Genomic DNA, 25845 nt, shown 5'->3' with positions numbered 1-25845 from the left:
CGACCACGCCGACCGGGGTGCGACACCCCGACCACCGCACGACGGGAGACATGGTGAGCGACGACACGACGGCCGAGACCGGCGAGGCGACCCCGGCCGACGGCGACCCCGGCGAGGGGGCCACCGTGCGACCGGCCTTCAGCATCATCCGGGGCAATCCCGACGACGTCGACATCGCGGTGCTCACCGCGGTTCTGTCGGCTGCCGGGAGCGCACCCTCGCACGGCGGCGGCGAACAGAGACGCGACCTGTGGGGCTCGCCGGAGCAGAGGCTGCGCCCGTCGTGGTCGCCGGCACCGACGGCGTTCCTCAACGTGCACTTCTCGCACTGACCCGCGCGGTGCAGGTCGTCCTCGGCTCGGCGTCCCCGGCCCGTCGACGGGTCCTCCGGGACGCCGGCGTCGACCCGATCGTCCGCGTCTCGGACGTCGACGAGGATCGCGTGGCCGCGGCGCTCGGTCCCGACGCGCCGCCCGAGACCGTCGTCACCACCCTCGCGCGGGCGAAAGCCGACGCCGTGGCGGGACGTCTGGTCCTCGACGACCCCACCGTCGCCGCCGACGCCGTGGTGATCGGGTGCGACTCCATGCTGTTCCACGACAAAGCGCTCACCGGAAAGCCCCACACGCCGTCGGCCGCGATCGCCCAGTGGCACCGGGTGCGCGGGCACAGCGCGCGACTGCTCACCGGACACAGCGTCCTGCGGGTGTCGGAGGGGGTGGTCACCGCGTCAGCGGAGGCATCGACCTCGACCACCGTGCGGTTCGCCGACGTGGACGACGCCACCGTCGCCGCCTACGTCGCCACCGGTGAGCCGCTGGAGGTGGCGGGCGCCTTCACCCTCGACGGGTTCGGCGGGTGGTTGATCGACGGGATCGACGGCGATCACTCCGCGGTCATCGGCATCGGTCTGTCGGTGATCCGCACCCTTCTCGCCGAGGTCGGTGTGTCGGTCACCGACCTCTGGTCCTAGGCGACCACGCCGGGGTCGTCCACACCCCACCGCTTCGCCACCCGGTCCATCAGTTCGTCGAGATCCACCGCACCGGACCCGAACACGGGGTCGGCGCCGCACACGGCGACGGCGACGCGATCCCCGTGTCCCACCGCCCAGACGGCGATCCCCGGCAGCATCCCCCGGGCGAGACGCGCCGCGACCGTCCGGGTCGCCGCGCGGACGACGATCTCCTCGGCGCCCACTCCCCCGCAGGCGCGCAGACCGACAGGGGCCTCGCCGAGATGGGACACGGACACATGCGGTCCGGGGATCGACGCGATCACGCGACCGAGCACACCCCGTGGGAGCAACCGGGCGAGTCTCGCGACGGCGTCGTCCTCGACAGGCTCCGCCACGGCGGTCCGCACCGCCGCACGGATCCCGGCCAGCCCGTCGGCGGGATCGACGGGCTGATCGAGGCGCACGGACACACCGCCCGCGGCATTGGCCGAGTGCGCGTCACCGGGATCGCGCCGGTCCACGGCGACCGAGACCCGCAGCGGCACAGACGGTCCCGATCGCAGTTCGAGCAGACCGGCCTGTCGGGCGAGGTCCGCGGCCAGGGCGACGAGCAGGGTCGTCGAGGTGCCCCCGCGTCGGCGTGCCGCGTCGTCCCACCTGGTGCGCGGCACCGACAGCACGCGATGCTCGGGCGTGCAGTCGCCGACCGGTGGAGGCGAGTCGGGGGGCGCGGACGGCGCGGGTCGGGATGAGCCCGTCGGTCCCGGGGGACGGGCGCGCGACGCCGCCACGAGCCGCCGCAGCGATCGCGCGGCGTCCCCCGTCGCCGCGATGGCGTCGACGACGTCGTGGGCAACCTCACGGGACGACGACACCGTCGCCGGGACATCCGTCGGGTCCGGGTCGCACCCCGCCAGCGCGGACGCCAGCGTCTCCACGAACCGACGGCCGTCGGCGACCACGTGGGACGCGACCACCGACACCACCCGGCCCCCCGACCGCGTTCCCACGGTGGCCATCTCCCAGCAGCGACCCCCCGGGACGGCCGCGGCCGCGATCGGGGCGTCGCCGAGATGGCCCGCCGCCCACCGGCGGACGGCGTCGGTGTCGGTGTCGGTGTCGTCGACGGTGTCGTCGACGGTGTCGGGGTCGATCCGCAGCCGTGCGACACCCGTCGGGCGGGCCCATCGTGGGCGGGCGCCGTGGACGCGCGGCGGCCGCACCACGCGGTCCAGCGGCCCACCGATCAACCGGGCGTGCGCGGCGGACACCGCATCGATCCCGGGGTCTGACGGGAACACCCAGACGACCTGCATCGGCGCGACGACCCCGAGCGTCGACTCCAGGAGGAGGTACGACTCGTCCGTCACCCCGAGTCGGCCCTCAGACCACCGCATGGGACAGCCCCCAGGCGTCGAGTTCGTCGACGACGAGCGATCGCAGCACCCCGTCCCCACCGAAGCGGTCCGGGTCGACGCCACACACCGCGAGGGTCGCGTGCTCCCCGTGCACGGTCAGCCACGCCAGCAACCCCGGACGGCACAGCCGTCGACGGGCATCGGCCCCGAGACCCCGCACCGCAGCGCGGGTGAACTGCACGTGCGCCCGCTGCTCCCCCATCCGCAGCAGGTCCTCGCCGACGTCCCCGAGGTTGGAGACCGTGGTGTGCGGCGACGGGATCAGTCGCATCAGCAGCAGCACCAGGCGCGCGGGCAGCAGCCGCACGATCGGCTGGACGTTGTCGGCCGACGCATCGGCCCCGTGCGCGGAGTAGGTGGTGAGCGCGCTCTTGGTCCGTGCACGGATCCCCGACAGGTCGACGGGTCCGTCGAGCGCGCCGCGGACCCGGATCCACACCCCGCCCGAGGCGTTCGCCCTGCCGTCGTGGTCCCCCTCGCGCCGATCGACGGCGATGCAGATGGCGGTCGTGTCGGACTCCGGGATGTGCGCACGCTGCGCCACGCCTCCGAGCAGGGCGCAGAAGAGGCTGTTCGGTGTCCCACCCCGGTCCGCGGCGCGTGCGGCCACCTGGGCCGAGTCCAGCGTCACCAGGACGTGCCGGACCGGCGGTTCCTCCGGAACGCCGTTCGCCGCCACCGGGGTCGGGACGGTCCTGCGGTGCGTCGGACCGACATCGACGACGGCCGGCGCGCCGTTGTCTGCATCGGACCGGTCCCGCCGGCCCCCCGCGACGGTCAGTCGCAGCATCACCAGTATCGACCGCAGCGCCGAGCGCACCTGCGCGACGGCGTCACGGAGATCGTCGAGGAGCTCGTCGACGACGCGGGTGGTCGGCGGATCGGCGGCGGCGGCCGGGGTCGTCCCCAGGACCGCAGCGCGCAGACCCGATCCGTCACACACCACGTGGGAGGCGAGCACCGACACCACACGCCCACCGTCGGTGGTCGGGGCGCTCGCGACATGCCAGCTCCGACCGGCCGTGGGGCGCACCGGTGTCGACTCGAGGTGGTCGGTGAACCACTGCGAGACGGCACCGGCGGCGACGGGCTCACGGTCGTGGCGGGCGACGTCGACATGGTCGCAAGGGACCCAGCGGTGCCGCGCGAACGGCACCCGGGTGCGTCGCACGGCCCGGTTGACCGGGCCGGCGGCGAGCCGCGCGTGCACGACGTCGACGGCCGCCTCTCCCGGGTCGTGCGCGAACACCCATCCCATCTGGATCGGTGTCTCGACGCCGGCCACCGCCTCGACCGTCATGAACGTCTCGTCGGGTCCGGTCACCCGTGCCGTCATCGGACCCTCCTGCACCTCGGTCATCCCGCGGCCCGTCACCAGAACCGGTGCGGGAGTCCCCATGCGGCGAACTCGTCGGCGAGAACCGATCGCAGCGTGTCCGCGTCGGGGACGGCGGTCTCGTCGAACGCCGCCACCGACAGGGTCGTGTGGTCACCCGCTCGCACGATCCACGACTGCAGCCCGTCACCGAACCGGTGCGGACGGTCCGGGAGGACGTGCTGGGCGTCCCCGCGGAAGACCATCCGCTCGGCGGTGGACGTGCCCAGTCGCAGGACGTCGTCGTCCCAGGCGCCGATGTTGGAGGTCATCGCGTCGGGCATCCCCGACCCCGCGGTGACGGCCCGCACGGTCACCGCCGGCGGCAGGAGTGTGACGAGAGGTGTGAGGTGGGCGGTCGGGTCACGTCGCCCCCCGTCGAGTGCGGTGTAGGCCGCCCGGCAGGCGGCGCGGACACCGGCGAGGGACCGGCCCCCGCCGACGGTGTCGTCGAGCATCACCGAGACCCCCGCCGTGGCATTGGCGCGATCGTCGTCGGCACCACGGCGGCTGACGGGGATGCCCACCTTGACCGGTTCGCCGGCCGGGATCGCCCCGGCACGACGCAACGCACCGGCGATCACCGCCACGAACAGGGTGTTGTCGGTGCCGTCGTGCCGGGAGGCGGCGGCGTCCCAGTCCACGGTCGGCACCGACGCGATCACCCACCGGGGCCGCGCCTGCGGGGCCCGCTGCGCCAGTGGCGTTCTCGGCGTCCTCGGGTCACGCGGCGCCTCCCGCGGTCCGCGGCCCGGTACGGGCGCGGTCGACGCGACGACGCGTGCGACGCCGGTCGCGGCGGCCGCCACCTGCCGGAGGAGATCCCGGGTGTCCCCGACCAGGTCTGCGAGGCCCGTCGTCGGCGCCGCTGTCGCAGAACCGTTCTCGGCGGTGGTCACCGAGGCTCCCGGCGCCGACGCGAACGCCTCGGCGGCCGCCCGGACGAAACCCTGCCCGTCGGTCACCAGGTGCAGGGTGCACAGCGACAGAGCGTGGCCGCCGGAGTCGATCGGGACCGCTCGCACCCGCCAGGAGCGGCCGGCGACGGCGTCGAGATCCACGCCGTACAACTCCCGGTCCGCCCACGCGGCGACGTCGTCGAGGTCGATCGGGTCGTCGTCGTGGACCGCGGCGATCGTCTCGGTCGACCGCGTCCAGCGCGGACGCGCGCCCGGCACCACCGCGGGCACGACCCGACGGTGCAGACCGCTCCCGTGCAGGCGTGCGGCGACGCCGTCGACGGTGTCGGCGCAGAGGCGGTCCGGGAACACCCACACGAGCTGCAGGACGACCGACCACCCCAGCGCGCGCTCGACGAACCAGTAGGTCAGATCGGGTCCGTCGAGCCGAACTGCGTTCGCTCGCTGCGCCATTCGCAGGACACTAGTGGCGCACCGCGCGGCCCGCCGGACGAGCGGATATGGCGCCGGACACATCCGACCGGTCGTGGTGGGCCCCGTCGTCCAGTGCGGTGGGGTGTGACCGACGTCGCCTGTGACACGGCCGGGCGACCTCGACCGTTAGCCTGTGCCCGAGACTCCACGGCCCAGGGGGAACCAGCCGATGACAACACTCTCGCGAGACGCCGAGTCCGCGGACCGTGTCCCGACGATGCCGCGGGGCGGGCGTCACGCCCGTCCCGAACCCGACGACGCCACCACGGGTGCGCCCCACGCCGGGGACACCGTGGATGCCCGCGACATCCGCGACATCGGATGGACCCCGCCGCTGCACCCACGCCGGGAGGACTCGCCGCGCGCCACGAGCGGGGCCACCGCATCCGCGGCGGTCGACGTCGCGGGCCTGACCAAGGAGTACAGCGGTCGTCGCGTCGTCGACGAGGTCGACTTCTCGGTGCCCGCGGGCACGGTGTGCGGACTCCTCGGACCGAACGGGGCCGGCAAGACCACCACCGTCCGGATGCTGGCGACGCTGCTGCGACCGACCGCCGGACGCGTCACCGTCCTGGGCCGCGACGTGGTCGCCGACGCCACCGCGGTGCGCAGCCTCATCGCGCTGACCGGGCAGTACGCGTCGGTCGACGAGGACCTGACCGGGCTGGAGAACCTGGAGATATTCGGCCGTCTGCTGGGACTGCGCGGCGCGCAGGCACGGCAGCGCTCCCGCGAACTCGTGGACCAGTTCGGTCTCACCGAGGCCGGCGGGCGCGCGATCGGGTCGTACTCCGGCGGCATGCGGCGACGACTCGACCTCGCGGCGAGCATGATCCGACGACCCGCCCTTCTGTTCCTGGACGAGCCGACGACCGGACTGGACCCACGCACGCGCACCCAGCTGTGGGAGATCGTGCGGTCGGTGGTGGCCTCGGGGACCACCGTCGTCCTCACCACGCAGTACCTCGACGAGGCGGACGCACTGGCCGACCAGCTCGTCGTCATCGATCACGGTCGGGTGGTGGGGCGGGGCACCCCGGAGTCCCTCAAGCGGTCGGTGGGCGACTTCTCGCTGTCGATCCGTCTGATCGATCCCCGACAGGCCGACGACGCCGCGGCCGTCATGCGATCGCTGCTGCGCGCACCGATCGACGTCGACGTCAGGACCGGGCAGCTCACCGGGCCCGTCCCCGACTCCGCACGGGCCGCGGAGGTCATCGCGGCGCTCACCGCGGGGCGGATCACCGTGGGTGAGTTCGGGGTGCACACCCCCTCTCTCGACGACGTGTTCCTCGCCCTCACCGACGACCGGAGGCCCGCGTGACCACCGCGGAGGAGACCACCCGTCCGGTCCCCGACGCCCCGGCGTTCTCCTCCATCCCGATGGCCTCGGTGGTCGACCACATCACGCCGGCCAAGACCGTGCGCGACACGTTGACGATGGCGCGGCGCGGGCTGCTGAAGTTCAAGCACAACCCGCAGCTCCTGGTCGACGTGACCATCGTCCCGGTCGTCTTCACGGTCATGTTCGCCAGCATCTTCGGCGGAGTCATCGCCGGCGGTGTCACGTCGTACCTGCCGATCCTCATCCCCGGCGTGCTCGTCAACGTCGTCACCACCTCGACCGTGGTCGTCGGGATCCAGTTGCGTGAGGACATGGACAAGGGTGTGTTCGACCGGTTCGTCTCGTTGCCGATCGCACGCATCGCCCCGCTCTCGGGGTCCCTGGTCGCGGCCAACCTCCGCTACCTGATCGCAGCGTGCCTGACCCTGACGGTCGGACTGCTGATGGGGTACCGGCCCGGCAGCGTGTGGGGCACCCTCACCGCGATCGTCCTGGTCATCTTCTCGGCGTTCGCCCTGAGCTGGCTCTTCGCCCTGATGGGCGTGGTGCTGTCGAAGGCGTCCGCCGTGCAGGGCTTCTCGGCGCTGATCCTGACCGTCCTCGGGTTCATGTCGAACGCCTTCGTGCCGCCTGACACGATGCCCTCGTGGATGCAGACCGTCACCACGATCAACCCGTTGTCGCAGTTGATCTCCGCGGTGCGCCTGCTCGCCAACGAGGGACGGGTGGACCAGCACCTGGGCTGGTCGCTGCTGGGGTCGTTCGTGCTCATCGCGGTGCTCGCCCCGTTGACGGTGCGCATCTACCTGAGGAAGCTCTGACCCACCGATCGTGAGGACGCCGGCGTGACGACACGAGGACCCCTCCTGCGGACCACCGTCGACGACGACCTGTTCATCCGGATGGACACCGCGCTGGACGTCCCCGTGGTGAACCAGATGGTGTGGCGCCTGACCGCCATGCCGTCGGAGGCGGAACTCACCCGCTTCGCCGACGGGCTGGCCCACGGACGCCTCGCGCGCCTCCTGCGCCGCAGTCGGATCCCGCTGGTGCGCGACCACTGGGTCGCAGGTGGGTCCGATTCCGGCGGCCTGGTCGTCTCGTCGCATGCCGTCGCCGCCGGCGAGGTGATCGCGTGGATCGATGCGGCCGCCTCACGCCCCTTCGACCTGCGCTCCGGGCCCGTCTGGGAGGTCCGCGCAGCGCCGCTGCACACCGGCGGTGCCCTGGTGTCGCTGTGCCTGTCCCACGCGGTCGGTGACGGGATCAGCGCGCTGACGGCCTTCGCCGAGGCGCTCTCCGGTGACGGCACGGAGTTCGACCCGACTCCGCCGACCCCCCTCGACCAGGCACGTGAGGTCATCGGCCGGGCCGCCACCATCGCCGGGTCGGTCGCCGCGATCGCCCGGGACCGGGTCCGGGTCGGCTCCGGGCCCGCCGCACCGGACGCCGGCCCCGTGGTGACCGCGGCGACCTCTCCGGCACTGCCGCCCACCGCGCCCGAGGGCGGTGCCCGGATCGCACCGCTCTGCGTGCTGAGCGTGGAGACCGCCGAGTGGGAGGCGGCCGCCGCTCGATCCGGTGGGTCGTCGAACGCACTGTTCATCGCGGTCGTCGTGGGCATCGTCGTCGCGGCCGGCCGTGCGGGCGCCGACGACGTGGTCCGCGTGTCCGTCCCGATGTCGACCCGAGAGCCCGACGACGACCGCGCCAACGCGACGACCGGCCTGTCGCTGGACGTACCGGCGGTCCATGCCCTCGACGGCGACCTCGCCCCGATCCGTGCACTCGCGAGGGAGGCCTACGGCAGCAAAACCACCCGACCGACCGCCTTCGTGCGGCTGCAGCCGCTCGTGCAGGCACTCGGCGACCGGGCCGTGGCCCTGCTGAGCGCGGGGGCCACCACGCCGCTCGCCCTGGCCTCGAGCCTGGGGCGCGTCGATCCCGCGGTCGCCGGCTTCGGCGACCCCGCACGGGCCGACGCCGTGGTGACCCGGGCGACGACGCAGTCGATCACGACGGCCCGACTCCGGTCCCTGCGTGGCGGTCTCGCCGCCTGGGTCAACGACGCTGCGGGGACGACCACGTTGTCGGTGGTCGGCCTCGACCCCGACGCCCTCGGTCCCGACGTCCTCGAGTCGGTGGTGACCGCCGAACTGCGGCGCTGGTCCCTGCAGGCCCGCCCGTGGTGACCGCGTGAGGATCACCATCGCCGCCAACGGCAGCCGCGGCGACATCCAGCCGCAGATCGCCCTCACGCGCGCCCTCGTCGACCGTGGGCACGACGTCGTCCTCGGGGTCCCGGTCAACCTGCTCGGCCTCGTCCGGTCGTTCGGGATCGAGGCGCACGAGTTCGCCCCCGACACCGCGGAGCTGCTGGCGTCCCCCCTGATCGCGCGAGACCTCAAGTCGCGCAACCCTCGTACCCGGGCCGCGGCGATCCGTCAGGTCACCGAGTTCGGGGCCACGGCGATGGACGACGCCCTGCTGACCCTCGCCGACGGCGCCGACCTGGTGGTGACCGGCCTGCTCGGGCAGGAGCGCGGGGCCACCGTCGCGGAGCACCACGGCGCCCGGTTCGTCCCGGTGCACTACTGCCCGATCCGACCCAACCGGTCGGTACGGGTCCCCCTCGGCCCGGTCCAGGCGATCCCGGCGGGACGTCTCACCGGCGCCCTGTGGACCGCGGTGGACCTCTTCTTCTGGTACTCCTCCGCCCGCGGTGCCGACGACGCCCTACGACGTCGGTTGGGCATGTCACCGGCGGGCGGGCCGCTCGGCGGGCGTCTCGCACGGGACGGGACCCCCGAGATCCAGGCGTACGAGCCCGCGTTGTTCCCCGAGTTGGCGCAGGAGTGGGGGCCGCGTCGACCGCTCACCGGCTTCCTCGGGGTCGACCCGCCCGCGGCGACCACCACCGACGTCGAGACGTCCACGTGGATCGACGACGGTGACCCGCCGGTCCTCGTCGGCTTCGGGAGCATGCCGCTGCCCGATCCGGAGGACTCCTACCGCCGACTCGTCGCCGGCATCACCGGGCGCCGGGCCCGGGTCCTGATCACCGCCGGGCCCAATCTCGACGCGGCCCGGGCGGCGACGGCCGACAGCGGGTCCGGGGTCCGGGTCGTCGAGACCGTCGACCACTCGACCGTCCTGCCCCGATGCCGTGCCGCGGTGCACCACGGCGGTGCGGGGACGACGGCGGCGTGCCTACGGGCGGGCACGCCGATGGTGATCGCCGCGTTCAGCGCCGACCAGCCGATGTGGGGACGCGTGGTGACCGATCGACGACTCGGGGCGACGCTCCCGGTGCGCTCGATCCGGGACCGGGGTCGACTCGACGCGGCCGTCACCCGCGCGTTGTCGGACGAATGCACGATGACTGCGGCATCTTTCGCACGTCAAATTGTCTCCGATGTGGACGCGGCCCACAATGCCGCGTCGATTCTTGTCGATTTCCCGAACAGGTAATGACAAACACCCACTGGGATCGCCGACACCCCTGTGCTGTGCGAGACTGACCGCCGACTCCACTCGTAAAGGACCTCGATGCCCTTCTCTGCCGGAATTCGCATGTCACGCGGATTTCTTCCCGTGTTCACCTCGTCGACTCGACGACTGATCACGGCCACCGCACTCGCCACCGCGGCCGTCGCCTGCACCCCCGTCGTCGCGGTGGCGACAGCGACGCCGAGCGCGCCGACGATCGAGAAGATCGAGACCGAGGGACCCACGCAGTACGGCGTGTACGTCTACTCGACGGCGATGGCGAAGACGATCAAGGTGCAGGTCCTCGTCCCCTCGGTCGATCGCGGACCCCGCCCGACGCTGACCATGCTCAGCGGCCTGGGCGAGGAGGACCCGACCAACAGCATGTGGCTGCGGAAGACCGACGCGTCGAGCTTCTACCGCGACAAGAACGTGACCGTCGCGCTGCCCCTGGCCGGCAACGGCAGCTTCTACACGGACTGGCAGCGCGACGACCCCAAGCTCGGCCGGTACAAGTGGGAGACGTTCCTCACCCGCGAGCTCCCGCCGTTGCTGCAGAACCGATTCTCCGGCAACGGGATCCGCGGTATCGGCGGACTCTCGATGGGAGCCGGCTCGGCGCTCACACTCGCCGCCCGCAACCCGGGCTACTTCAAGTCGGTGGCGTCGTTCAGCGGCTGCTACTCGACCTCCGACATCGTCTCGCAGGGCGTCCCGCGGACGATCGTCGCGGCGTTCGGCGGCAACGCGGACAACATGTGGGGACCGCCGTCCGATCCCGCGTGGGCTGCACACGACGTGCTGCTGCGGGCGAACGGGCTCCGCGGGACCTCGGTCTACGTGTCGGTCGGCTCGGGTCTGCCCGGGCCGTACGAGGCGCCGAACTACCCCGGCAACTCCAACCCGGCCGACAGGGCGATCGTCGGCGGCGGCATCGAGGCGGGCGCGAACTTCTGCACGCACCGTCTCGCCGAGACGCTCGCGGCCAAGCGCATCCCGGCGACATTCGACTTCGAACCACGCGGATCGCATTCCTGGCCCTACTGGCAGGACCAGTTGCACCGCAGTTGGCCGACGGTCGCACGCGGTCTCGGAATCGGATGATCATGCGCGACGATTTCTCCGGACCGATCCGCGCCGTCGCGCGATCGGACGGGGAATCGTCGCAGCACATGGCGCCGCGAACCATCGCGACAATCTGCACACCGATGATTTGCTCTGGTAAAAACCGGATCCCGACGCGAAATCCCGGCCGATTCGCGTTACCGTCGACGCGTGGACGAGTGCCCATCCACGCCTTCTCCGGTCGGCGGATGGTGAGTCGTCCGCCCTGTAGGTGAGACGGCTCGTCGACGCGCCGGTGCGCTGCACCCCAACGAACCCGCCGCCCGTCCGCGCCCGTGAACCGCCCGAGTCCCTCGCGCGTCGCGGGTCGTCGGCCACACGATTTCTCAAGACAGTCAGGAGATCGACGATGGAGTACACCGAACTCGCCGACTACCCGCTCCCGTCCGGCGTCGTGACGGAGTGGACGCCCACCGCCGACGACGCCGACTGGAAGTCCGACGAGCGCCGACTGTCCTACGCCCACCTCGAGCACGCCCGGCGGGCCGCCGAGGCCGGCGACACGTGGCACAGCGAGTGGATCGGCACCGCGTTCCGGATCGGCCACCGCCTGGACCGTGACGCGCTGGCGACGACCCTGCGGCGCTGGTTCGCCCGGCACGAGGCCTTCCGGTCCGCGCTCGTGCACCACGCCGAGGCGGGGGTGGCCGTCGGTCGGGACGAGGACGAGTTCGGTCGCCGGATCATCGCCGCCGACAAGGTCGACATCGTCGACCGCCGCGATCCCGAGCCCTCGAGCAGCACGCGTGTGTACCTCCGGGTCGACCACGTGTTCAACACGCGGATCAACCCGTTGCGGTGGCCGCACTGCCTCGTGATGACGGTCGAGCCCGACGACGACCCCGACTCGTTCCTGATCGTCTTCGGCGCGGACCACACGGTGATGGACGCCTACACGCAGGTGTTCGCCATCAAGGAGTTGACGCGGCTGTACGAGTCGTCGCTGCACGGTCACGACGACTCCCTGGGCACCTTCGGCAGCTACCTCGACTTCTCCCACGCCGAGCGCGCCCACGGGTCCCGACTCGACCGCGAGACCGCCGAGGTCGCGCGATGGGAGGAGTTCCTGGCGCCACGTCCGGACTCCGACTGCCAGCCCGATCCGATGCCCGCGTTCCCGCGTCCGCCGCAGGGCCGGCTCGAGGACTCCTCGGCGGACGCCGTCGAGGCCCCGTATCAGGGCAGCCTGTCCCGCTGGCTGCTCGACCCGGAACAGACCGAGGCGTTCAACCGCGCGTGCAAGGCGCTGGGGTCGAACATGCAGGCCGGCGTCCACACCGCGCTGTGCATCGCCAACCACCGCACCACCGGCACCGCCGACCTGCGGTTCATCAGTCCCGTCCACACGAGGACCGAGCTCCAGTGGGGTGAGGCCGCGGGCTGGTTCGTCGGGCTCGTCCCCACCCACCTGCGCACGGGAGACGCCTCGACGTTCGGTGAGGCGATCGGGGCCGTCGCAGCGTCGTCGCGGGAGCACAAGGAGCTGGGCACGGTCCCGTTCCACCCCATCGCCGAGCTGATCGGTCACCGGACGCCGCCGCAGTTCGTGGTCTCCTACATCGACCTGCGGGGGGCCGAGGGTGCCGACTCGTGGGACGCGATGGATGCCCGCGTCCTGCGCAGCGCGACCCGCTCGGCGGACGAGGTCTACTTCTGGATCAACCGCATCGGGACCGGGACCAACCTCTCCGCGCGGTACCCGACCTCGTCCCCCGCCGCGACCAGGGTCCACCGTTTCCTGCGCGCCTTCGAGGAGGTCCTCCTCGAGGTCGCCGCACACGGCGACACCACCTTCGACGCGTCCCGGGCCGGGTCCACCGTCACCGCGGGCGAGTCCGGGGCGGCGGGCGGCACTTCGTGATCCGACCCGGTTCACAGTGATCGCGGGGGCGCTCACCGACTGGAGTCCACCGACCGGGGATCTGGTGTGGTGGACGATGCGCGACGAGGCGGCGGCCCGCGCGCGGAGCACACCGTCGGACGTCGGGCCGTCGTTCCTGCAACGCGACCATCTCCTCGCCGCGCACGCGAAACGCCGGGCGGGACATCCGCATCGCGCCGTCGTCACCGTGACCACCGAGTTCCCCGGTCCGCTCGACGAGGCGGCGATGGGTCGCGCCCTGGCGGCGTTCGTCGCGGCACACGACGAACTGCGCAGCCACTTCGTCGTCGCCGACGACGGCACCGTCACGCGCTTCATGGCCCCCGCGGACGCGGTGGCGTTCGACGCGCACCGCGACGGTCCTCCCGCCGACCACGACGAGCTCGTCGAGACCCTGCACCACCACATCGCCCGTGACGCCGTACACGACCGCATCCCGGGATGGAGCGTGGGAGCCGTCGACGCCGGTGCCACGGTCGCCCTGCACATCTCGTTCGACCACTCGCACACGGACGGCTCGGCCGCGATCGAGGCGCTGCAGGAGATCGTGGTGCGGTACCGCTCCGAGGTCGCGGGGACGACGCCGACCCTCCGCGCCGCCGGCAGTCATCTCCGCCACGTCGCCGACGAGATGCGCCGTGCCGCCGCCGTCACCGCGGACGACCCGCTCGTGGAGCGGTGGCGCGAGATCCTCGCCGCGCACGGTCGCACCGTCCCCCGCACCGCGCTGGACCTGGGGCTCACCGGTTCCGAGCCGGTCCCCGCCGTGGCGATCGACGAGCCCCTGCTCGACGCCGAGGCGACAGGGGCCTGCGAGGCCCGTGCCCGCGCAGCGGGCGGGTCGCTGGCGGCCGCCCTGTTCGCAGGGCTCGCCATCGCCCAGCGGGAGGTCACCGGCGAACCGCGGTACTTCACGTCGACGGTGCTCTCCACCCGCGATCCGGCCGAGCCGGGGACGCAGGGGTGGATGTGCACCTTCGCACCGGTCGCGATCGACGCGTCCGACGTCGCCGACACCGACGATCTGGTCCGTGCCGCCGCAGCCGATCTCCGACACGCCCGCGACCACATCGACCGTCCGGTGCACGGTGTGCTCGCCGTGCTGGCCGCGTCCGGGGACTTCATCCCGGACGCGTCGAGCCCACAGATGGTGTCGTACCTCGACTTCCGACGCCTCGCCGATCCCGACGCACCGGAGATCGTGGCCGGCCGGGTGATGCCCGGCGTGGGTCGCACCCGCAACGCGAACCTGTGGATCAACCGCAACAGCGACGGTCTGCGGCTGCTCTCCCACGTACCCGACAACGCCGTGGCCCGCCGTTCGCTGACGGCGCTGCACGGCCACCTGGTCGACGTCCTGTCCGCCTACGCGGCCGGTTCCGACGTGATGCGATCGTCAGAACACGTTGGGGCACAGGTACGGTGAGCCCGTGCTGCTGACGACACTGGCGAACCTGCGTGTACCCGGGGGCCGGCTGCACCGGTGGACCGCGGATGTGCGGGGACCGGCGGCCCCCCATCCGGTCGGGCCGTCGGAGAACGAGCGCTTCCATCTCGACGCGGTCCGTTCCGGGGGGTCGGGATGGCTCGCGGTCACCGCCGAGATCCCCACCGCGACGATCGACGGCGACCGTCTCGCCGCCGCGTTCGGCGCTGTCGTCGACCACCACGAGGTCCTGCGCTCGCACTTCGTCACCGACCCGGACGGCACCGCGCACCGGCGGTTGCACCCACGCGGCGCCGTCACCTTCACCCCGGTCGGACCTCCGGTCGAGGTCGACGAGGAGGGTTTCCGCGCCGAACTCGGTGCAGCGGTGGGCGATTGCAGCGCGGCGCGGCCCGCATCGCATGTCCTGGCCGCCCTGGAGGTCGGGGACACCGTCACCGTGGTCTGCGCATTCGACCACTGCTACGTCGACGCGCACTCCCTCGCGGTCATCGCCGAGGACGTCGTCGCCGCCTATCGCGGTGACCCCCTGGTCGCGGCGGGCAGTTTCCTGGACCACCTCCGCGACACCGCATCTCGGCCGGAACCCGGACCCGACGACCCCCGGGTCCTCGGCTGGGCCGATTTCCTCGCCGACACCGGACACACCGTGCCCGACTATCCCCTGGACCTCGGGGTCGACCACGGCGAGTTCGCGCCGGCGCGCATCCACGTCGCACGGGTCCTGCCGCGGGCCCTCGCCGATGCACTGACGGTGTCGGGGACAGAACGTCGGGTGCGCACCTACCCCACCCTGCTCGCGGGACTCGCCGCCGCGACCCGCGACCACGGTGGCCCGGAACGCCTTCCGGTGATCCTCCCGATCCACACGCGGGGCGGGGACACATCGGGCCGGTCGGTGGGGTGGTGCGTCGCGAACGCCCCTGTCGTGATCGACTCCGGCCCCCCGGACACGACGGACCCCGACGACGTGTTGCGTGCCGCCACGACGGCCGTCGCGGACGCCCTGCCGCTCGCGGGCGTCGACCTCAGCACCGTCTACAGCACCTTCGGGCATCTGCTCCGCAAACCGCGTCACGACGTGTTCATGGTGTCCTACCTGGACTACCGCCGCTTCGACCACCTGGCGTCCCTGCACGCCCGACACATCTCGAGCGACGGTCGCGCCGACGACCTGCAGCTGTGGTTCTGGCGTGACGAGGACGGCGTCAGCGTGCGTGCACGATTCCCCGACACCGCGGTGGCGCGCGCGACCATCACCTCCGTGATCGACGGCGTCGTCGCCCGGGCCCACGCTGCCGTGCCGGTCCCCGCGGGACTGTCGCCCTCGTCGGTCTGACGCCGCGGTGCGCCTCGTCGCGGCGTTCGCCGGCAGTCGCGGAGACGTCCAACCCGGGCTCGCGCTGTCCCTCGAACTGACCCGCCGCGGGCACGACGTCACGATGGCCGTCCCCCCGAACCTCGTGGACTTCGCCGAGTCGGCCGGAGTCCAGGCCGTCCCCTACGGAACCGACACCGCCGAGCTCCTCGGCTCCGCCACCGTGACCGACGAGCTGCGGTCACGCGACCCCGTCCGACGCCTGCGCGCCGTGCGCGCGGTGACGAGAGCGGGTGCCCTGCAGGCCACGCAGGATCTCCGCGACGCTTGCGACGGCGCCGACCTGCTGGTCGGCGGCAGCGTCGGACAGGAGCGGGCGCTCGCCGTCGCGGAGGCCCGCGGCATCGGCTACCTACCCGTCCACCTCTGCCCGCTGCGGCCGAATCGTCGCGTGGGTGTCGTCGCACCGCGCGACCGCGAGCTCCCCGGATGGGCGACCGCTGCCACCTGGCACCTCCTCGAGCAGGCACTGTGGACGACCTCGCGACGAGACGAGAACAGCGTGCGGGCCGCCCTCGGACTCCGGCCCGCCCGCACCCCCGCGGGCCGCCGCATCGACGCCCGGGGCCTGCCGGCCGTGCAGGCCTACGACCCCGTCCTGTTCCCCGGTCTCGCGCGGGACTGGGGTGCGGGCCGTCCGATGGTCGGGTTCCTCGCCGTCCCGCCGGACACCGGCCGTTCGCTGACGCAGGGCACGGACATAGCTGACCTCGCCACGTGGTTGCGGGCGGGACCCCCGCCGGTCTACGTCGGGTTCGGGAGCATGTCGGTCGCCGACCCCCCGGCGGTGCGGTCGGCGGTACTCGCGGCCACCCGCGGACACCGTGTCCTCATCGCGTCCGGATGGGGCGGGATGTTCTCCGGCGTCGACCGTGACGTCGACGCGGACGATCGCGTCCGGGTCGTCGACTCTGTCGACCACGCGGCGGTGCTGCCCCTCTGCGCGGCGGCGGTCCATCACGGCGGTGCGGGCACCACCGCGGCGACCCTGCGCGCCGGCGTCCCGGCCGTCGTGTGCTGGCTGGGCGCCGACCAGCCCCTGTGGGGGCGCGCGGTGTCGCGAGCGGGCGTCGGCACCGCACTGCGCCTCCCGTCGATCACACCCGACGGCCTCGGCGGTGCTCTCGCTCGTGTCCTCACCGCCGGGATGCGCGCTCGCGCAGAGACCGTCGCCGCGGAGATGGTGACACCCGCCGAGGCGGTCACCGCCGCCGCCGAGGTCGTCGAGAGCGCTGTCGCGCCGCCCCACCGCGTGACGAACCCCACGTCCGGAGCCGCTCGACGCGCCGAACGCATCGCGGGCACCTAATCTCGGTTGCACTGTCGTCCAGCCACTTCGGCGGAGACATGCCTCGCGTCCCCGAGAGATCGGCGCCCCATGACCACGCTCTCCGTCGTCATCCCCTGCTACGACGAGGCCGAGGTGATCGGCGAGTGCCTCGACCGACTCCTCGCGCAGCGCGACCACATCCACGAGATCGTCGTGGTCGACAACAACTCGACCGACGACACCGCCCGGATCGTCGCCGACCGCGCCCGGGCACACCCGGAGGTCCGGCTCATCCCCGAACCCCGCCAGGGACTCGTGTACGCGCGCAACACCGGTCTCGACGCCGCCACCGGTGACGCGATCGCCCGCATCGACGCCGACACGATGGTCGGTGAGCGGTGGGCGGCCGACATCGTCCACTTCCTGCGCGAGGACGCCGCACATCGGTGGGCGGCGCTGTGCGGACGGGGCGAGGCCTACGGCCTCCCCTACGGCGACGGCGTGGCCCGGCTCAAGGACAGGGTGGGGCGCTGGGTCCCGTTCGTCGCGCGACGCAGCGCGACCAGCGACGACGTCCGCTCCGTCGCGGTGCTCTACGGGTCCAACATGACGCTGCGCCGCTCCACGTGGCTGGCCATCCGCGATCGTGTCGCCATGCGCCGCGACGTCTTCGAGGACGTCGACATGGGCTTGTGTGTCACCGAGACCGGTGGCCGCAACGCCTTCCTCCCCCACCTCACCGTGGGGGTCTCCCCGCGGCGGATGCAGACCGGCCTCGCGTCGTTCGCTCGCTACATGATGTGCCTGCCGCGGACCATGTTCCTGCACCGACGGCTGTGGCTCGGGATCGGTGCGTCGGTGCTCTACGTCCCCTGGGTCGTCGTCGTGCACGCCGTCCGCCTGCTGCTGATCCGAGGGTGGGACGCGCGTACCGGACGGTTCTCGCTGGCCACGCTGCTGCACCCCGGCGCCGACCGCGGGATGCCCTGACACAGGGCGTATCTCGCGCCACACACGGCCAGTTCTGTGCCGTTGCCCACTGTCGGTAACACCGCCGTCACACCGACGGTCGCCGCATCGTGTCGGCTGGCGACGTACCCCGAACCGCTCTCGAGCGATCATCCTCGATGACGTTGTCGCTCAATGCTGTTCACTTCTTCCTCACTCGGCTTACACCGGTTACCGGCGACGCGCAGGACCGCCGTCACGTGATGATCGACACCCCTTACTCAGGCGAACGGCACGTCCGGTTCGCCCGTAGCATTCCCGGCACACCGAGTACCTCCGCACACCGGGCAGCACCGTCCGCGCTTCGTCGGCCCACGCCGAGATGGAGACCGCACCTGTGGAATTCACCGAACTCACCGACTACCCGCTGACCGGCGGCGTGCTCACCGAGTGGACACCCCGCGCCGCGGGCCACGACCCCGCGTGGACCGTCGACGACCGGCCGCTCAGCCCCCTGCACGCCGACTACTGCCGGCGCGGCGTCGACGTGTTCGGACCTCGATCCGATCGCGACACGCCCGGGCCGCCGGGCTCCTGGCTGGGGGCCGTCTTCGAGGTGCCGCTCCCCTATGACGCTGCGGCGGTGGGTGTCGCGCTGACCGCATGGATGCGTCGGCACGAGGTCTTCCGCACCACCGTGACCGGCGACGGCGGACACCCCGTGCGGGTGGTCCTCGACGACGACGTCGAGGTGGCGCCCTCGATCGTCGGCAGCCTGCGAACCGGTACGCGCGTCCATGAACACCTCGTCTCGCTGTTCGACCGGTTGTCGCCGTGGACGTGGCCGCACTGCGTGGCCGCCACCATCAGCGAGCCCACCGTCGAACACGCGCCGCTGGCCGACACACCACGGCCCGACGACCGGTTCCTGCTGGTGTTCGCCGCCGACCACTCGGTCATGGACGCCTACTCGATGCTCCTCGCGATCGGCGAGATCCAGGAGCTCTACCGCCGGGCCCACCAGGGGGAGCGGATCGACACCGCTCCGGTCGCGAGCCACGTCGACTTCAGCGTCGCCGACCACCTCGCGGGGACGCGCCTGCACCGCGACCACCACGCCGTCGTGGCATGGCGGGAGTTCCTGCAGGACGGCGAGGCCGAGCAGTTCCCGGCGTTCCCGCTGCCGTTGGGGACCACCGCCTCGGCACCGGCCCGCCGCCAGAGCGGGGTGTCGTCGTGGGTGATGACGGCCGATCAGGCGGACCGCATCAACGCCGCCGCCCGTGCACGCGGCCACACCATGCAGACCGTGGTGCTGGCAGCGTTGGCGACCGCGACGCACCGCTGCACCGGTAACTCGACCACCCGCTTCGTGATGCCGCTGCACACCCGCACCGATCCGCGGTACGCCCACTCCGTCGGGTGGTTTGTCGGCATGGTCCCCATCACCGTCGACCTCGGGGCCGCGACGACCGTGGACGAGCGACTCGCGCTGGCCGCCGCCGAGATCGGCCGACGACGGCCCCTCGCACCCCACCCCTATCCGTGCGTGGCGGAGATCAACGGGTCGCGGGCGACCCCGCGTTTCGTCGTCTCCTATGTCGACACCCGACGGATACCGGGGGCGCAGGAGTGGACGCGGTGGGGTGCACGCACCCTGCGTGGCGCCTCGGTCTCCGACGACGAGGTCTATCTCTGGATCGTGCGGTCCCCGAAGGGGATCTCGCTGTCCGCCCGCTTCCCGAGCACCGCCGTCGCAGCCGACTCCGTCCATCGTCACCTCCACGCACTGCGGGAGGTGGTCGCGGACATGGGTCGTGAACTGGGCGTCGACGACCGCGATCCGATCGAGCGCGACCCGGCCGGCCGACGGGCCGACACACGGGTGTCCGCGGGACCCGACACCGAAGGTGCCCGCCGATGATGATCGACGCCATCGCGCACTGGAACCCGGCTCCCGGTCGCATCGTGACCGTGCGTCCCACACCGCCCGCGACCGCGGCCGCCGACGCCACCCCGGCGCATCCCGTGCCCCCGTCCACGCTGCAGGAGGGGCATCTGCACGGCACGGCCGCGACCGCCCGCGCCGGTCGGCGACACTCGGTCTACCTCGCCGCGGCCACCGAGGTCGACGGCGGATTCGACCCGCGTGCCATCGCGGAGGCCCTGCGCCGCTTCGTCATCCGGCACGACGGCCTGCGGAGCTGGTTCTCCGTGTCCGGGGCGGACGTCACGCGCCACGTCGTCGACGCCGACCACGTCGCCTTCACCACAGCCGACCTCGCCGTCCTCGACGACCACGGGTGGGTCCGCGGCGGTCCTCGCCGCGACGACCACATCGGTGCACGTCGCCTGCACGAGTTCGTCGACACCGAGTTCGGGCAGCGCGCGAGTGCCCTGCGGTGGCCGGGGTTCGAACTCGGCGCGATCGTCCGCGACAGGAGCACGACCCTGTTCTGGTTCTGTGACCACGCACTCACCGACGGGGTGTCGCAGGCGATGGCGCTGGCCGAGATCGCCGATCTGTATGTCGCCGAGCGCGACGGCACGCCCCCCGGACCGTTCACGACGGCGCCGGTGGGTTCCGCGGTGGAGTACGCGCGGCAGGAACGGATCAGGGCCGCCGCCTACGGCGAGGGGTCGGCGGCCCTGCACCACTGGATGACGACGCTGCGCGCCCACGGACTCCGGATGCCCCACAGCGCGGTCGATCTCGGTCTGGCACCCGGTGAGACCGCACCGGTGCGCAGCATCCGGTTCGACGTCCTCGACGCCGACGGGGCGCAACGCTTCGCGCAGATCTGTTCCGCAGCCGGCGGTGGCGTGACCGCGGGCGTCGTCGCGGCGATCGCCACCGCGGACCACGAACTGACCGGCGACCCCTCATGGTTCGGCATCACGGCCCTCGCCGACCGCGACCTCGCCGACGTCCACCTGGCCCAGGGATGGTTCTGTCGTTTCGCGCCCGTGGCGTTCCCGGTCGCGGAAGCTCGAAGGTTCACCGACCTGGTGCCGAGGGCGCAGAGGGCGGGTGTGGAGGCGACCGACGCGTCCCACGTCCCCGTGCCCACGGTGATGGCCGCACTGATCGCCGCGGGTGCCGATCCCGCGGAGGCGATGGTCACCCCACAGCTGTTGTCCTATCTGGACTTCCGCAGGTCCCCGCACGCGGGGACACCGACGTACGACCGCGGGATCCAGACGACCGGCGAGGGGCGGACGGCGAACGCCTCGGTGTGGGTCAATCGAGACGAGCACGGCATGTACCTCGGGACCCAGACGCCCGACACCCCGGTCGCCCAGGAACGGCTCGCGCACCATCATCGCCGTCTGCGGGCGATCTTCGCCGAGATCGCGGCCACCGGCGACCGGGTGATCACGCGGGCACCCGATCACACGCGGATGCAGGAGGTGGCGTCGGGTGCGGGTCACCACCGTTGACCGGTTCCGGCCGCGGCCCGGACCGCTGACACGGTGGCGGATGGACCTCTCCGATGCGCGGGTGATCGTCTCGGACATCCCTCCGTCCTTCAACCAGCGTTTCCACCTGGAGTCCGCCCGGGCGCGACCCGGCGACGAGACGGTGTTCCTCGCGGCCGCGTTCGACGTCGACGGTGCGCTGGACCACGACGCACTCGCACGGGCGTTCGCGGCTCTGGTGGACCGCCATGACAGCTTGCGCTGCGGGTTCACCGTCGAGCCGTCGTCGGACGAGGGGGCACAGTCGAATGACGAGGACGCACCGTCGAACGACGAGAACGCACCGCCGCGGGTCGTCCGGCGCATCCACGACAGGTCGCGGATGCGCCTCGTCGCCGACGCCCCGATCGAGACGAGCACCCCTGAGGAGGCCCACCTCGCCCTGCGCGCGGTGCTCAGCGACTCCTGCGCCCCGTTGGGCGATCCCGACCACCTGTTCGCGGCCATCGACGGCCACGACACGTCGACCATCGTGTGCGCGTTCGACCACGCCCACGTCGACGCGTGGTCCATCGCCGTCGTCGTCGACGACCTGCGTCTGCTCTACGACGGGTTCCGGCGGTCACCGGAGTCCGACGTGGCCGACCGTCTCGGACCGGTGGGCAGTTTCCTGCGCCACTGCGCAGCCGAGGCGCGCGACGACCGCGACCACGCCGGCCACCCCGCGATGGACGGCTGGCGGACGTTCTTCGCACGCCACGACAACATGCCACCCTCGTTCCCCGCCGACCTCGGCCTGCTCCCCGGGCACAGCGCCCCACAGGCCGTCGACCTGCGAACCCTCGCCGACGCACCCGCGGCCGACCGCCTCGACGCGGCCTGCCGGTCCCTGGGCGCATCCACGTTCGCGGGCATCCTCGCGGCGATGGCGCACGCGGCGAGACAGGCGGGTCTCGCCGACGACCTGTCGCTGCTGTTCCCGATGCACACCCGACGGTCGCCTCTCTGGGACCGCGCGGTGGGGTGGTTCACGACCAACGCACCGATCACCGTGACACCCCGGGAGGAGCTGTGCGCGACCGTCTCGGCGACCGGCGACGACCTCCGGGCGGCCGTGCGCCTCGGTGCGATCCCGGTCCCCGCCGTCGTGGCCGCGATCGGCGGCCTGACCTTCGTCCGCTCCGACGTGTTCATGGTGTCGTTCGTCGACTACCGCAGACTCCCGGGGGCGGGCAGCACCGACGACGGCGCCCACCACATCTCGAACATCACCCGCGCCGACGACGTCCAGGTGTGGATCTCCCGGACCGACGCGGGGTTGGCCCTGCGCACCCGCTTCCCCGACACCCCCACTGCGCATCGGGTGGTCGGGGACTTCCTCGACACGGTCGTGGCCGTCGCGGCGCGCATCACGACCACCGCGTTGCCGCGCGCACTAGGCTGACCACGTCGCCGTCGCCGGGCTCGAGGTCCGGCGTCGGGGGCCACCCCGCCCGAGGCCGCGAGCGCCCGGCGGAGCATCGAAGAGCACCCGACCCACGGAGCCGCAGTGACCGTCCCCACCGACCCGAATCCCGCCTTCTCCGCGTACGCGCACCCCGAACGTCTCGTGAGCACCGAGTGGCTCAGCGCCAACATCGGGGCGCCGGGCCTGAAGGTCGTCGAGTCCGACGAGGACGTCCTCCTCTACGACATCGGACACATCCCGACCGCGCAGAAGATCGACTGGCACCTGCATCTGAACGACCCCGTCACGCGCGACTACATCGACGGTGAGGCGTTCGCAGAGCTGATGCGCAGCAAGGGGATCCACCGCGACGACACGATCGTCGTCTACGGCGACAAGAGCAACTGGTGGGCGGCCTACGCGCTGTGGGTCTTCACCCTGTTCGGCCATCCCGACGTGCGCCTGCTCGACGGTGGACGTCAGGCGTGGTTCGCCGAGGACCGCGAGACGTCGTTCGACGTCCCCGACCTCCCCCGGTCGGACTACCCGGTGGTCGAGCGGGACGACAGCCTGATCCGCGCGTTCGCCGACGAGGTCCGTGACGCCATCGGCACCGAGCCCCTCGTCGACGTGCGCTCGCCGCAGGAGTACACCGGCGAGCGCACGCACATGCCGGACTACCCGCAGGAAGGCGCGCTGCGCGGCGGGCACATCCCGACGGCGCTGTCGATCCCGTGGGCCAAGTCGGCCGCGCCGGACGGTCGCTTCCGGAGCCGCCCCGAGCTCGAGGAGATCTACGGCGATCTCGCCCCGGACACCCCGACCATCGCCTACTGCCGCATCGGTGAGCGCTCCTCGCACACGTGGTTCGTGCTCACCCACCTGCTCGGGTTCACCCGGGTCCGCAACTACGACGGCTCGTGGACGGAGTGGGGCAACGCCGTGCGGGCGCCCATCGCCACGGGTGACGCTCCGGGGACACCGTGACGCTCCCGTCCGCGCTGGCCGAGATCGTCGAGGACTTCGCCGCCCTGTCCGAGTCCGACAGGGTGACGATGCTCCTGGAGTTCGCGAACGATCTGCCGGATCTGCCCGACGACCTGCGGACCGAGGCGATGGAACCGGTCCCGGAGTGTCAGTCGCCGGTGTTCCTCGCGGTGGACGCGACCGACCCGGACGCGGTACGGCTGCACTTCAGTGCGCCGCCCGAGGCCCCCACGACACGCGGGTTCGCGTCGATCCTGCACCAGGGTCTCGACGGTGCGTCGGCGCAGGAGATCCTCGACGTGCCGCCGGGTTTCTACACCGACCTCGGGCTGGCGTCGGTGGTGAGTCCACTGCGGTTGCGGGGCATGGCGGGGATGCTGGCCCGGGTGAAGGCCCAGATCACCCGGGCGCGCGCGTAGGTGCGCGGCCGCCGATGAAGTTCATCCAGATGATGGACCAGCCGGTCGAGCCCGGGGGCCTCGTCGAGTGGTCGCCGAGCACGGTCGGCGGGTTCGCGCACTGGGAGAACGACCCCCGCTCGACCTCGCACAACCACGAGCTGCACCTGCGTTCGTCGCTCGAACACCGGTGGCGGACCAAGCGCGAGGGCGGCCGGGAGTCCTGGCTCGGCCTCGCGATCGAATTCGACGAGCCGATGTCGGTCCCGGCGATCCGGTCCGCCCTCACCCGGTGGATCGACCGCCACGAGGTCCTGCGCAGCCACGTGGTCGTCAAACACTCGGGCCTGCAACGACTCACGACCCCGCCCGGGTCGGTCCGGCTGAAGATGGGTCGCGTCGGCTGGTACGCCGAATCCGGCCCGCTCCTCGATCAGCTCGCCGGCTCCTTCGACCGGGCGACGGCGCCGCTGCAGTGGCCGGCGTACCTCTTCGCCACGGTGGCGCGGGAACGGACGTTCACGCTGCTGTTCGCCGGCGACCACTCCCTGCTCGACGGCTACTCGCTGATCCTCGCCCAGCACGAGCTGTCGGAGCTGTACCACGCGGCGCGTGAGCGCCGGGAGCCGCAGTTGCCCGAGGTCGGCAGCTACGTCGACTTCAGTGCCCACGAGCGCAGAGTCGCCGACGACGCCGACGTCGACCACCCGGCCGTCACGGCCTGGGCCGAGTTCCTCGACGCCCACGACCGGACGATGCCACGCTTCGACCTCGTCGCGCCCGCGTCCGAGACGGGTGACGTGACCACCGCCGAGGCCGCCGGCGCGGCCCCCTCCGCCGAGACCGACGGGACCGACCAGGGCCCGCCGCAGTCGTCGGTGACGTTGGAACTCCTCGACGACGACGCGGCGAACCGGTTCACGGCGGTGTGTGCCGCGACGGGGGGATCGCTGTTCGCCGGCATCCTCGCCGCACTGGCCGTCTCCTACCGGGAGTGCGGAGGTGGCGACGTGTTCTGTTGCATCACACCGCGCCACACGCGGACCGAGGGCAGATGGCTGGGCGCACTCGGATGGTTCGTCTCGACCACACCGGTCGCGATCGACTCCGCCGGCACCAGGTCCTTCGCGTCGGTGGTGCAGCGGGCCACCGCCGCACTGCGTCGCACACGCGTCGCCGCGGACGTCCCGTTCCTGCGGGTCACCGAACTGCTCGGCTACGGCGACGCCCCGACCTTCGTCGTCTCCTTCATCGACACGCGCCACGCCCCGGACGCCGCCGCGGCCGACGCCGGCGGTGCGCGGGTCCTGCGGAGTCACAACTACTCCCCCGACGAGGTCTACATCTGGGTCAACCGGACACCGTCGGGTGTCCGGATCTCCGCGCGCTTCCCGGCGAGGGGTCCCATGCACTCCGCGGTCAGTGGATTCCTCGTGCGATTCAGCGATGTCGTCCGTGCCGTGGGCGACCGCAGCACGTTCGCCGCGCAGTGACCCACGCCTCACTCGGGGCGCACCGGACTGCGCGACCGATCGATTGCTCGGTGCGTTAGGGTGCCTCTCGG

At 72.3% G+C, this 25845-nt stretch carries 21 protein-coding genes; 18 read left to right on the top strand and 3 right to left on the bottom strand.

Annotation, left to right across the window (positions count from 1 at the left end; genetic code table 11):
• The first annotated feature begins 53 nt into the window (after nucleotides 1-53).
• Nucleotides 54-332, top strand: coding sequence for an acyl-CoA carboxylase subunit epsilon (locus LX14_RS19850; RefSeq protein ID WP_253649109.1), 279 nt, complete (start codon nucleotides 54-56; stop codon nucleotides 330-332).
• Between the two features lie 8 nt (nucleotides 333-340).
• Nucleotides 341-973, top strand: coding sequence for a Maf family protein (locus LX14_RS19845; RefSeq protein ID WP_253649197.1), 633 nt, complete (start codon nucleotides 341-343; stop codon nucleotides 971-973).
• Here LX14_RS19845 and LX14_RS19840 read toward each other — a convergent pair.
• From LX14_RS19840 to LX14_RS19830, 3 genes are read right to left on the bottom strand one after another with little or no spacing between them, the layout of a single operon-like run.
• Complete coding sequence (locus LX14_RS19840) at nucleotides 970-2328, bottom strand: hypothetical protein (RefSeq protein WP_253649108.1); 1359 nt, start codon at nucleotides 2326-2328, stop codon at nucleotides 970-972. The two genes, LX14_RS19845 and LX14_RS19840, sit on opposite strands and share 4 nt — an antisense overlap.
• Before the next feature lie 13 nt (nucleotides 2329-2341).
• Complete coding sequence (locus tag LX14_RS19835) at nucleotides 2342-3775, bottom strand: hypothetical protein (RefSeq protein WP_253649107.1); 1434 nt, start codon at nucleotides 3773-3775, stop codon at nucleotides 2342-2344.
• Nucleotides 3748-5124, bottom strand: coding sequence for a hypothetical protein (locus LX14_RS19830; protein ID WP_253649106.1), 1377 nt, complete (start codon nucleotides 5122-5124; stop codon nucleotides 3748-3750). Before LX14_RS19830 ends, LX14_RS19835 begins: the two co-directional genes overlap by 28 nt.
• Before the next feature lie 190 nt (nucleotides 5125-5314).
• On the opposite strand from LX14_RS19830, the gene LX14_RS19825 reads away from it, so the two are divergent.
• The 16 genes from LX14_RS19825 (at nucleotide 5315) to LX14_RS19750 (ending at nucleotide 25774) form a co-directional block, all read left to right on the top strand.
• Nucleotides 5315-6469: an ATP-binding cassette domain-containing protein gene (locus LX14_RS19825; RefSeq protein ID WP_253649105.1), complete on the top strand. Its 1155-nt coding sequence runs from the start codon at nucleotides 5315-5317 to the stop codon at nucleotides 6467-6469.
• A gap of 59 nt (nucleotides 6470-6528) precedes the next feature.
• On the top strand, nucleotides 6529-7311 hold the full coding sequence (locus LX14_RS19820; protein WP_253649196.1) for an ABC transporter permease: 783 nt from the start codon (nucleotides 6529-6531) through the stop codon (nucleotides 7309-7311).
• 24 nt (nucleotides 7312-7335) lie between these two features.
• On the top strand, nucleotides 7336-8682 hold the full coding sequence (locus LX14_RS19815) for a condensation domain-containing protein (RefSeq protein ID WP_253649104.1): 1347 nt from the start codon (nucleotides 7336-7338) through the stop codon (nucleotides 8680-8682).
• 4 nt (nucleotides 8683-8686) lie between these two features.
• On the top strand, nucleotides 8687-9961 hold the full coding sequence (locus LX14_RS19810; RefSeq protein ID WP_253649103.1) for a glycosyltransferase: 1275 nt from the start codon (nucleotides 8687-8689) through the stop codon (nucleotides 9959-9961).
• 123 nt (nucleotides 9962-10084) lie between these two features.
• Nucleotides 10085-11083, top strand: a complete 999-nt coding sequence (locus LX14_RS19805) for an alpha/beta hydrolase (protein ID WP_372505472.1) — start codon at nucleotides 10085-10087, stop codon at nucleotides 11081-11083.
• Nucleotides 11084-11453: 370 nt separating this feature from the next.
• Nucleotides 11454-12965 (top strand): condensation domain-containing protein, encoded by a 1512-nt coding sequence (locus LX14_RS19800; protein ID WP_253649102.1) that lies wholly within the window; start codon nucleotides 11454-11456, stop codon nucleotides 12963-12965.
• A gap of 16 nt (nucleotides 12966-12981) precedes the next feature.
• Nucleotides 12982-14412, top strand: a complete 1431-nt coding sequence (locus LX14_RS19795; RefSeq protein ID WP_253649101.1) for an acyltransferase — start codon at nucleotides 12982-12984, stop codon at nucleotides 14410-14412.
• Between the two features lie 4 nt (nucleotides 14413-14416).
• The gene (locus tag LX14_RS19790) at nucleotides 14417-15772 is read left to right on the top strand and encodes a condensation domain-containing protein (protein ID WP_253649100.1); all 1356 of its coding nucleotides are present in this window, start codon (nucleotides 14417-14419) and stop codon (nucleotides 15770-15772) included.
• 7 nt (nucleotides 15773-15779) lie between these two features.
• A complete protein-coding gene (locus LX14_RS19785; RefSeq protein ID WP_253649099.1) occupies nucleotides 15780-17120 on the top strand; it encodes a glycosyltransferase in 1341 nt (446 codons plus the stop codon).
• Between the two features lie 69 nt (nucleotides 17121-17189).
• Nucleotides 17190-18071 carry a glycosyltransferase family 2 protein gene (locus LX14_RS19780; RefSeq protein ID WP_253649098.1) on the top strand — a complete coding sequence of 294 codons (882 nt, stop codon included), beginning with the start codon at nucleotides 17190-17192 and terminating at the stop codon, nucleotides 18069-18071.
• Nucleotides 18072-18426: 355 nt separating this feature from the next.
• Nucleotides 18427-19953, top strand: a complete 1527-nt coding sequence (locus LX14_RS19775; protein ID WP_253649097.1) for a condensation domain-containing protein — start codon at nucleotides 18427-18429, stop codon at nucleotides 19951-19953.
• Nucleotides 19950-21470 carry a condensation domain-containing protein gene (locus LX14_RS19770; RefSeq protein WP_253649096.1) on the top strand — a complete coding sequence of 507 codons (1521 nt, stop codon included), beginning with the start codon at nucleotides 19950-19952 and terminating at the stop codon, nucleotides 21468-21470. The genes LX14_RS19775 and LX14_RS19770 overlap by 4 nt, the downstream gene beginning before the upstream one ends.
• Before the next feature lie 40 nt (nucleotides 21471-21510).
• Entirely contained in the window at nucleotides 21511-22893 is a 1383-nt protein-coding gene (locus LX14_RS19765; protein ID WP_253649095.1) for a condensation domain-containing protein, read from the top strand.
• Nucleotides 22894-22998: 105 nt separating this feature from the next.
• Nucleotides 22999-23883 carry a sulfurtransferase gene (locus LX14_RS19760; RefSeq protein ID WP_253649094.1) on the top strand — a complete coding sequence of 295 codons (885 nt, stop codon included), beginning with the start codon at nucleotides 22999-23001 and terminating at the stop codon, nucleotides 23881-23883.
• Complete coding sequence (locus LX14_RS19755; RefSeq protein ID WP_253649093.1) at nucleotides 23880-24302, top strand: SufE family protein; 423 nt, start codon at nucleotides 23880-23882, stop codon at nucleotides 24300-24302. The genes LX14_RS19760 and LX14_RS19755 overlap by 4 nt, the downstream gene beginning before the upstream one ends.
• Nucleotides 24303-24316: 14 nt before the next feature.
• Nucleotides 24317-25774: a condensation domain-containing protein gene (locus LX14_RS19750; RefSeq protein WP_253649092.1), complete on the top strand. Its 1458-nt coding sequence runs from the start codon at nucleotides 24317-24319 to the stop codon at nucleotides 25772-25774.
• Nucleotides 25775-25845: the final 71 nt, after the last annotated feature.

The organism is Williamsia deligens (assembly GCF_024171765.1).
Classification (GTDB): Bacteria; Actinomycetota; Actinomycetes; order Mycobacteriales; family Mycobacteriaceae; genus Williamsia_A; species Williamsia_A deligens.
Note: the sequence above shows the minus strand (reverse complement) of the source record. Positions and strands in the feature narration are given on the sequence as shown.

Excerpts from the sequence above, each read along its gene's own strand:
- LX14_RS19830 (WP_253649106.1), bottom strand. The coding sequence starts at position 5,124 with ATGGCGCAGCGAGCGAACGCAGTTCGGCTCGACGGACCCGATCTGACC.
- LX14_RS19765 (WP_253649095.1), top strand. The coding sequence starts at position 21,511 with ATGGACCTCTCCGATGCGCGGGTGATCGTCTCGGACATCCCTCCGTCC.
- LX14_RS19835 (WP_253649107.1), bottom strand. The coding sequence starts at position 3,775 with ATGGGGACTCCCGCACCGGTTCTGGTGACGGGCCGCGGGATGACCGAG.
- LX14_RS19770 (WP_253649096.1), top strand. The coding sequence starts at position 19,950 with ATGATGATCGACGCCATCGCGCACTGGAACCCGGCTCCCGGTCGCATC.
- LX14_RS19800 (WP_253649102.1), top strand. The coding sequence starts at position 11,454 with ATGGAGTACACCGAACTCGCCGACTACCCGCTCCCGTCCGGCGTCGTG.
- LX14_RS19825 (WP_253649105.1), top strand. The coding sequence starts at position 5,315 with ATGACAACACTCTCGCGAGACGCCGAGTCCGCGGACCGTGTCCCGACG.
- LX14_RS19780 (WP_253649098.1), top strand. The coding sequence starts at position 17,190 with ATGACCACGCTCTCCGTCGTCATCCCCTGCTACGACGAGGCCGAGGTG.
- LX14_RS19750 (WP_253649092.1), top strand. The coding sequence starts at position 24,317 with ATGAAGTTCATCCAGATGATGGACCAGCCGGTCGAGCCCGGGGGCCTC.
- LX14_RS19820 (WP_253649196.1), top strand. The coding sequence starts at position 6,529 with ATGGCCTCGGTGGTCGACCACATCACGCCGGCCAAGACCGTGCGCGAC.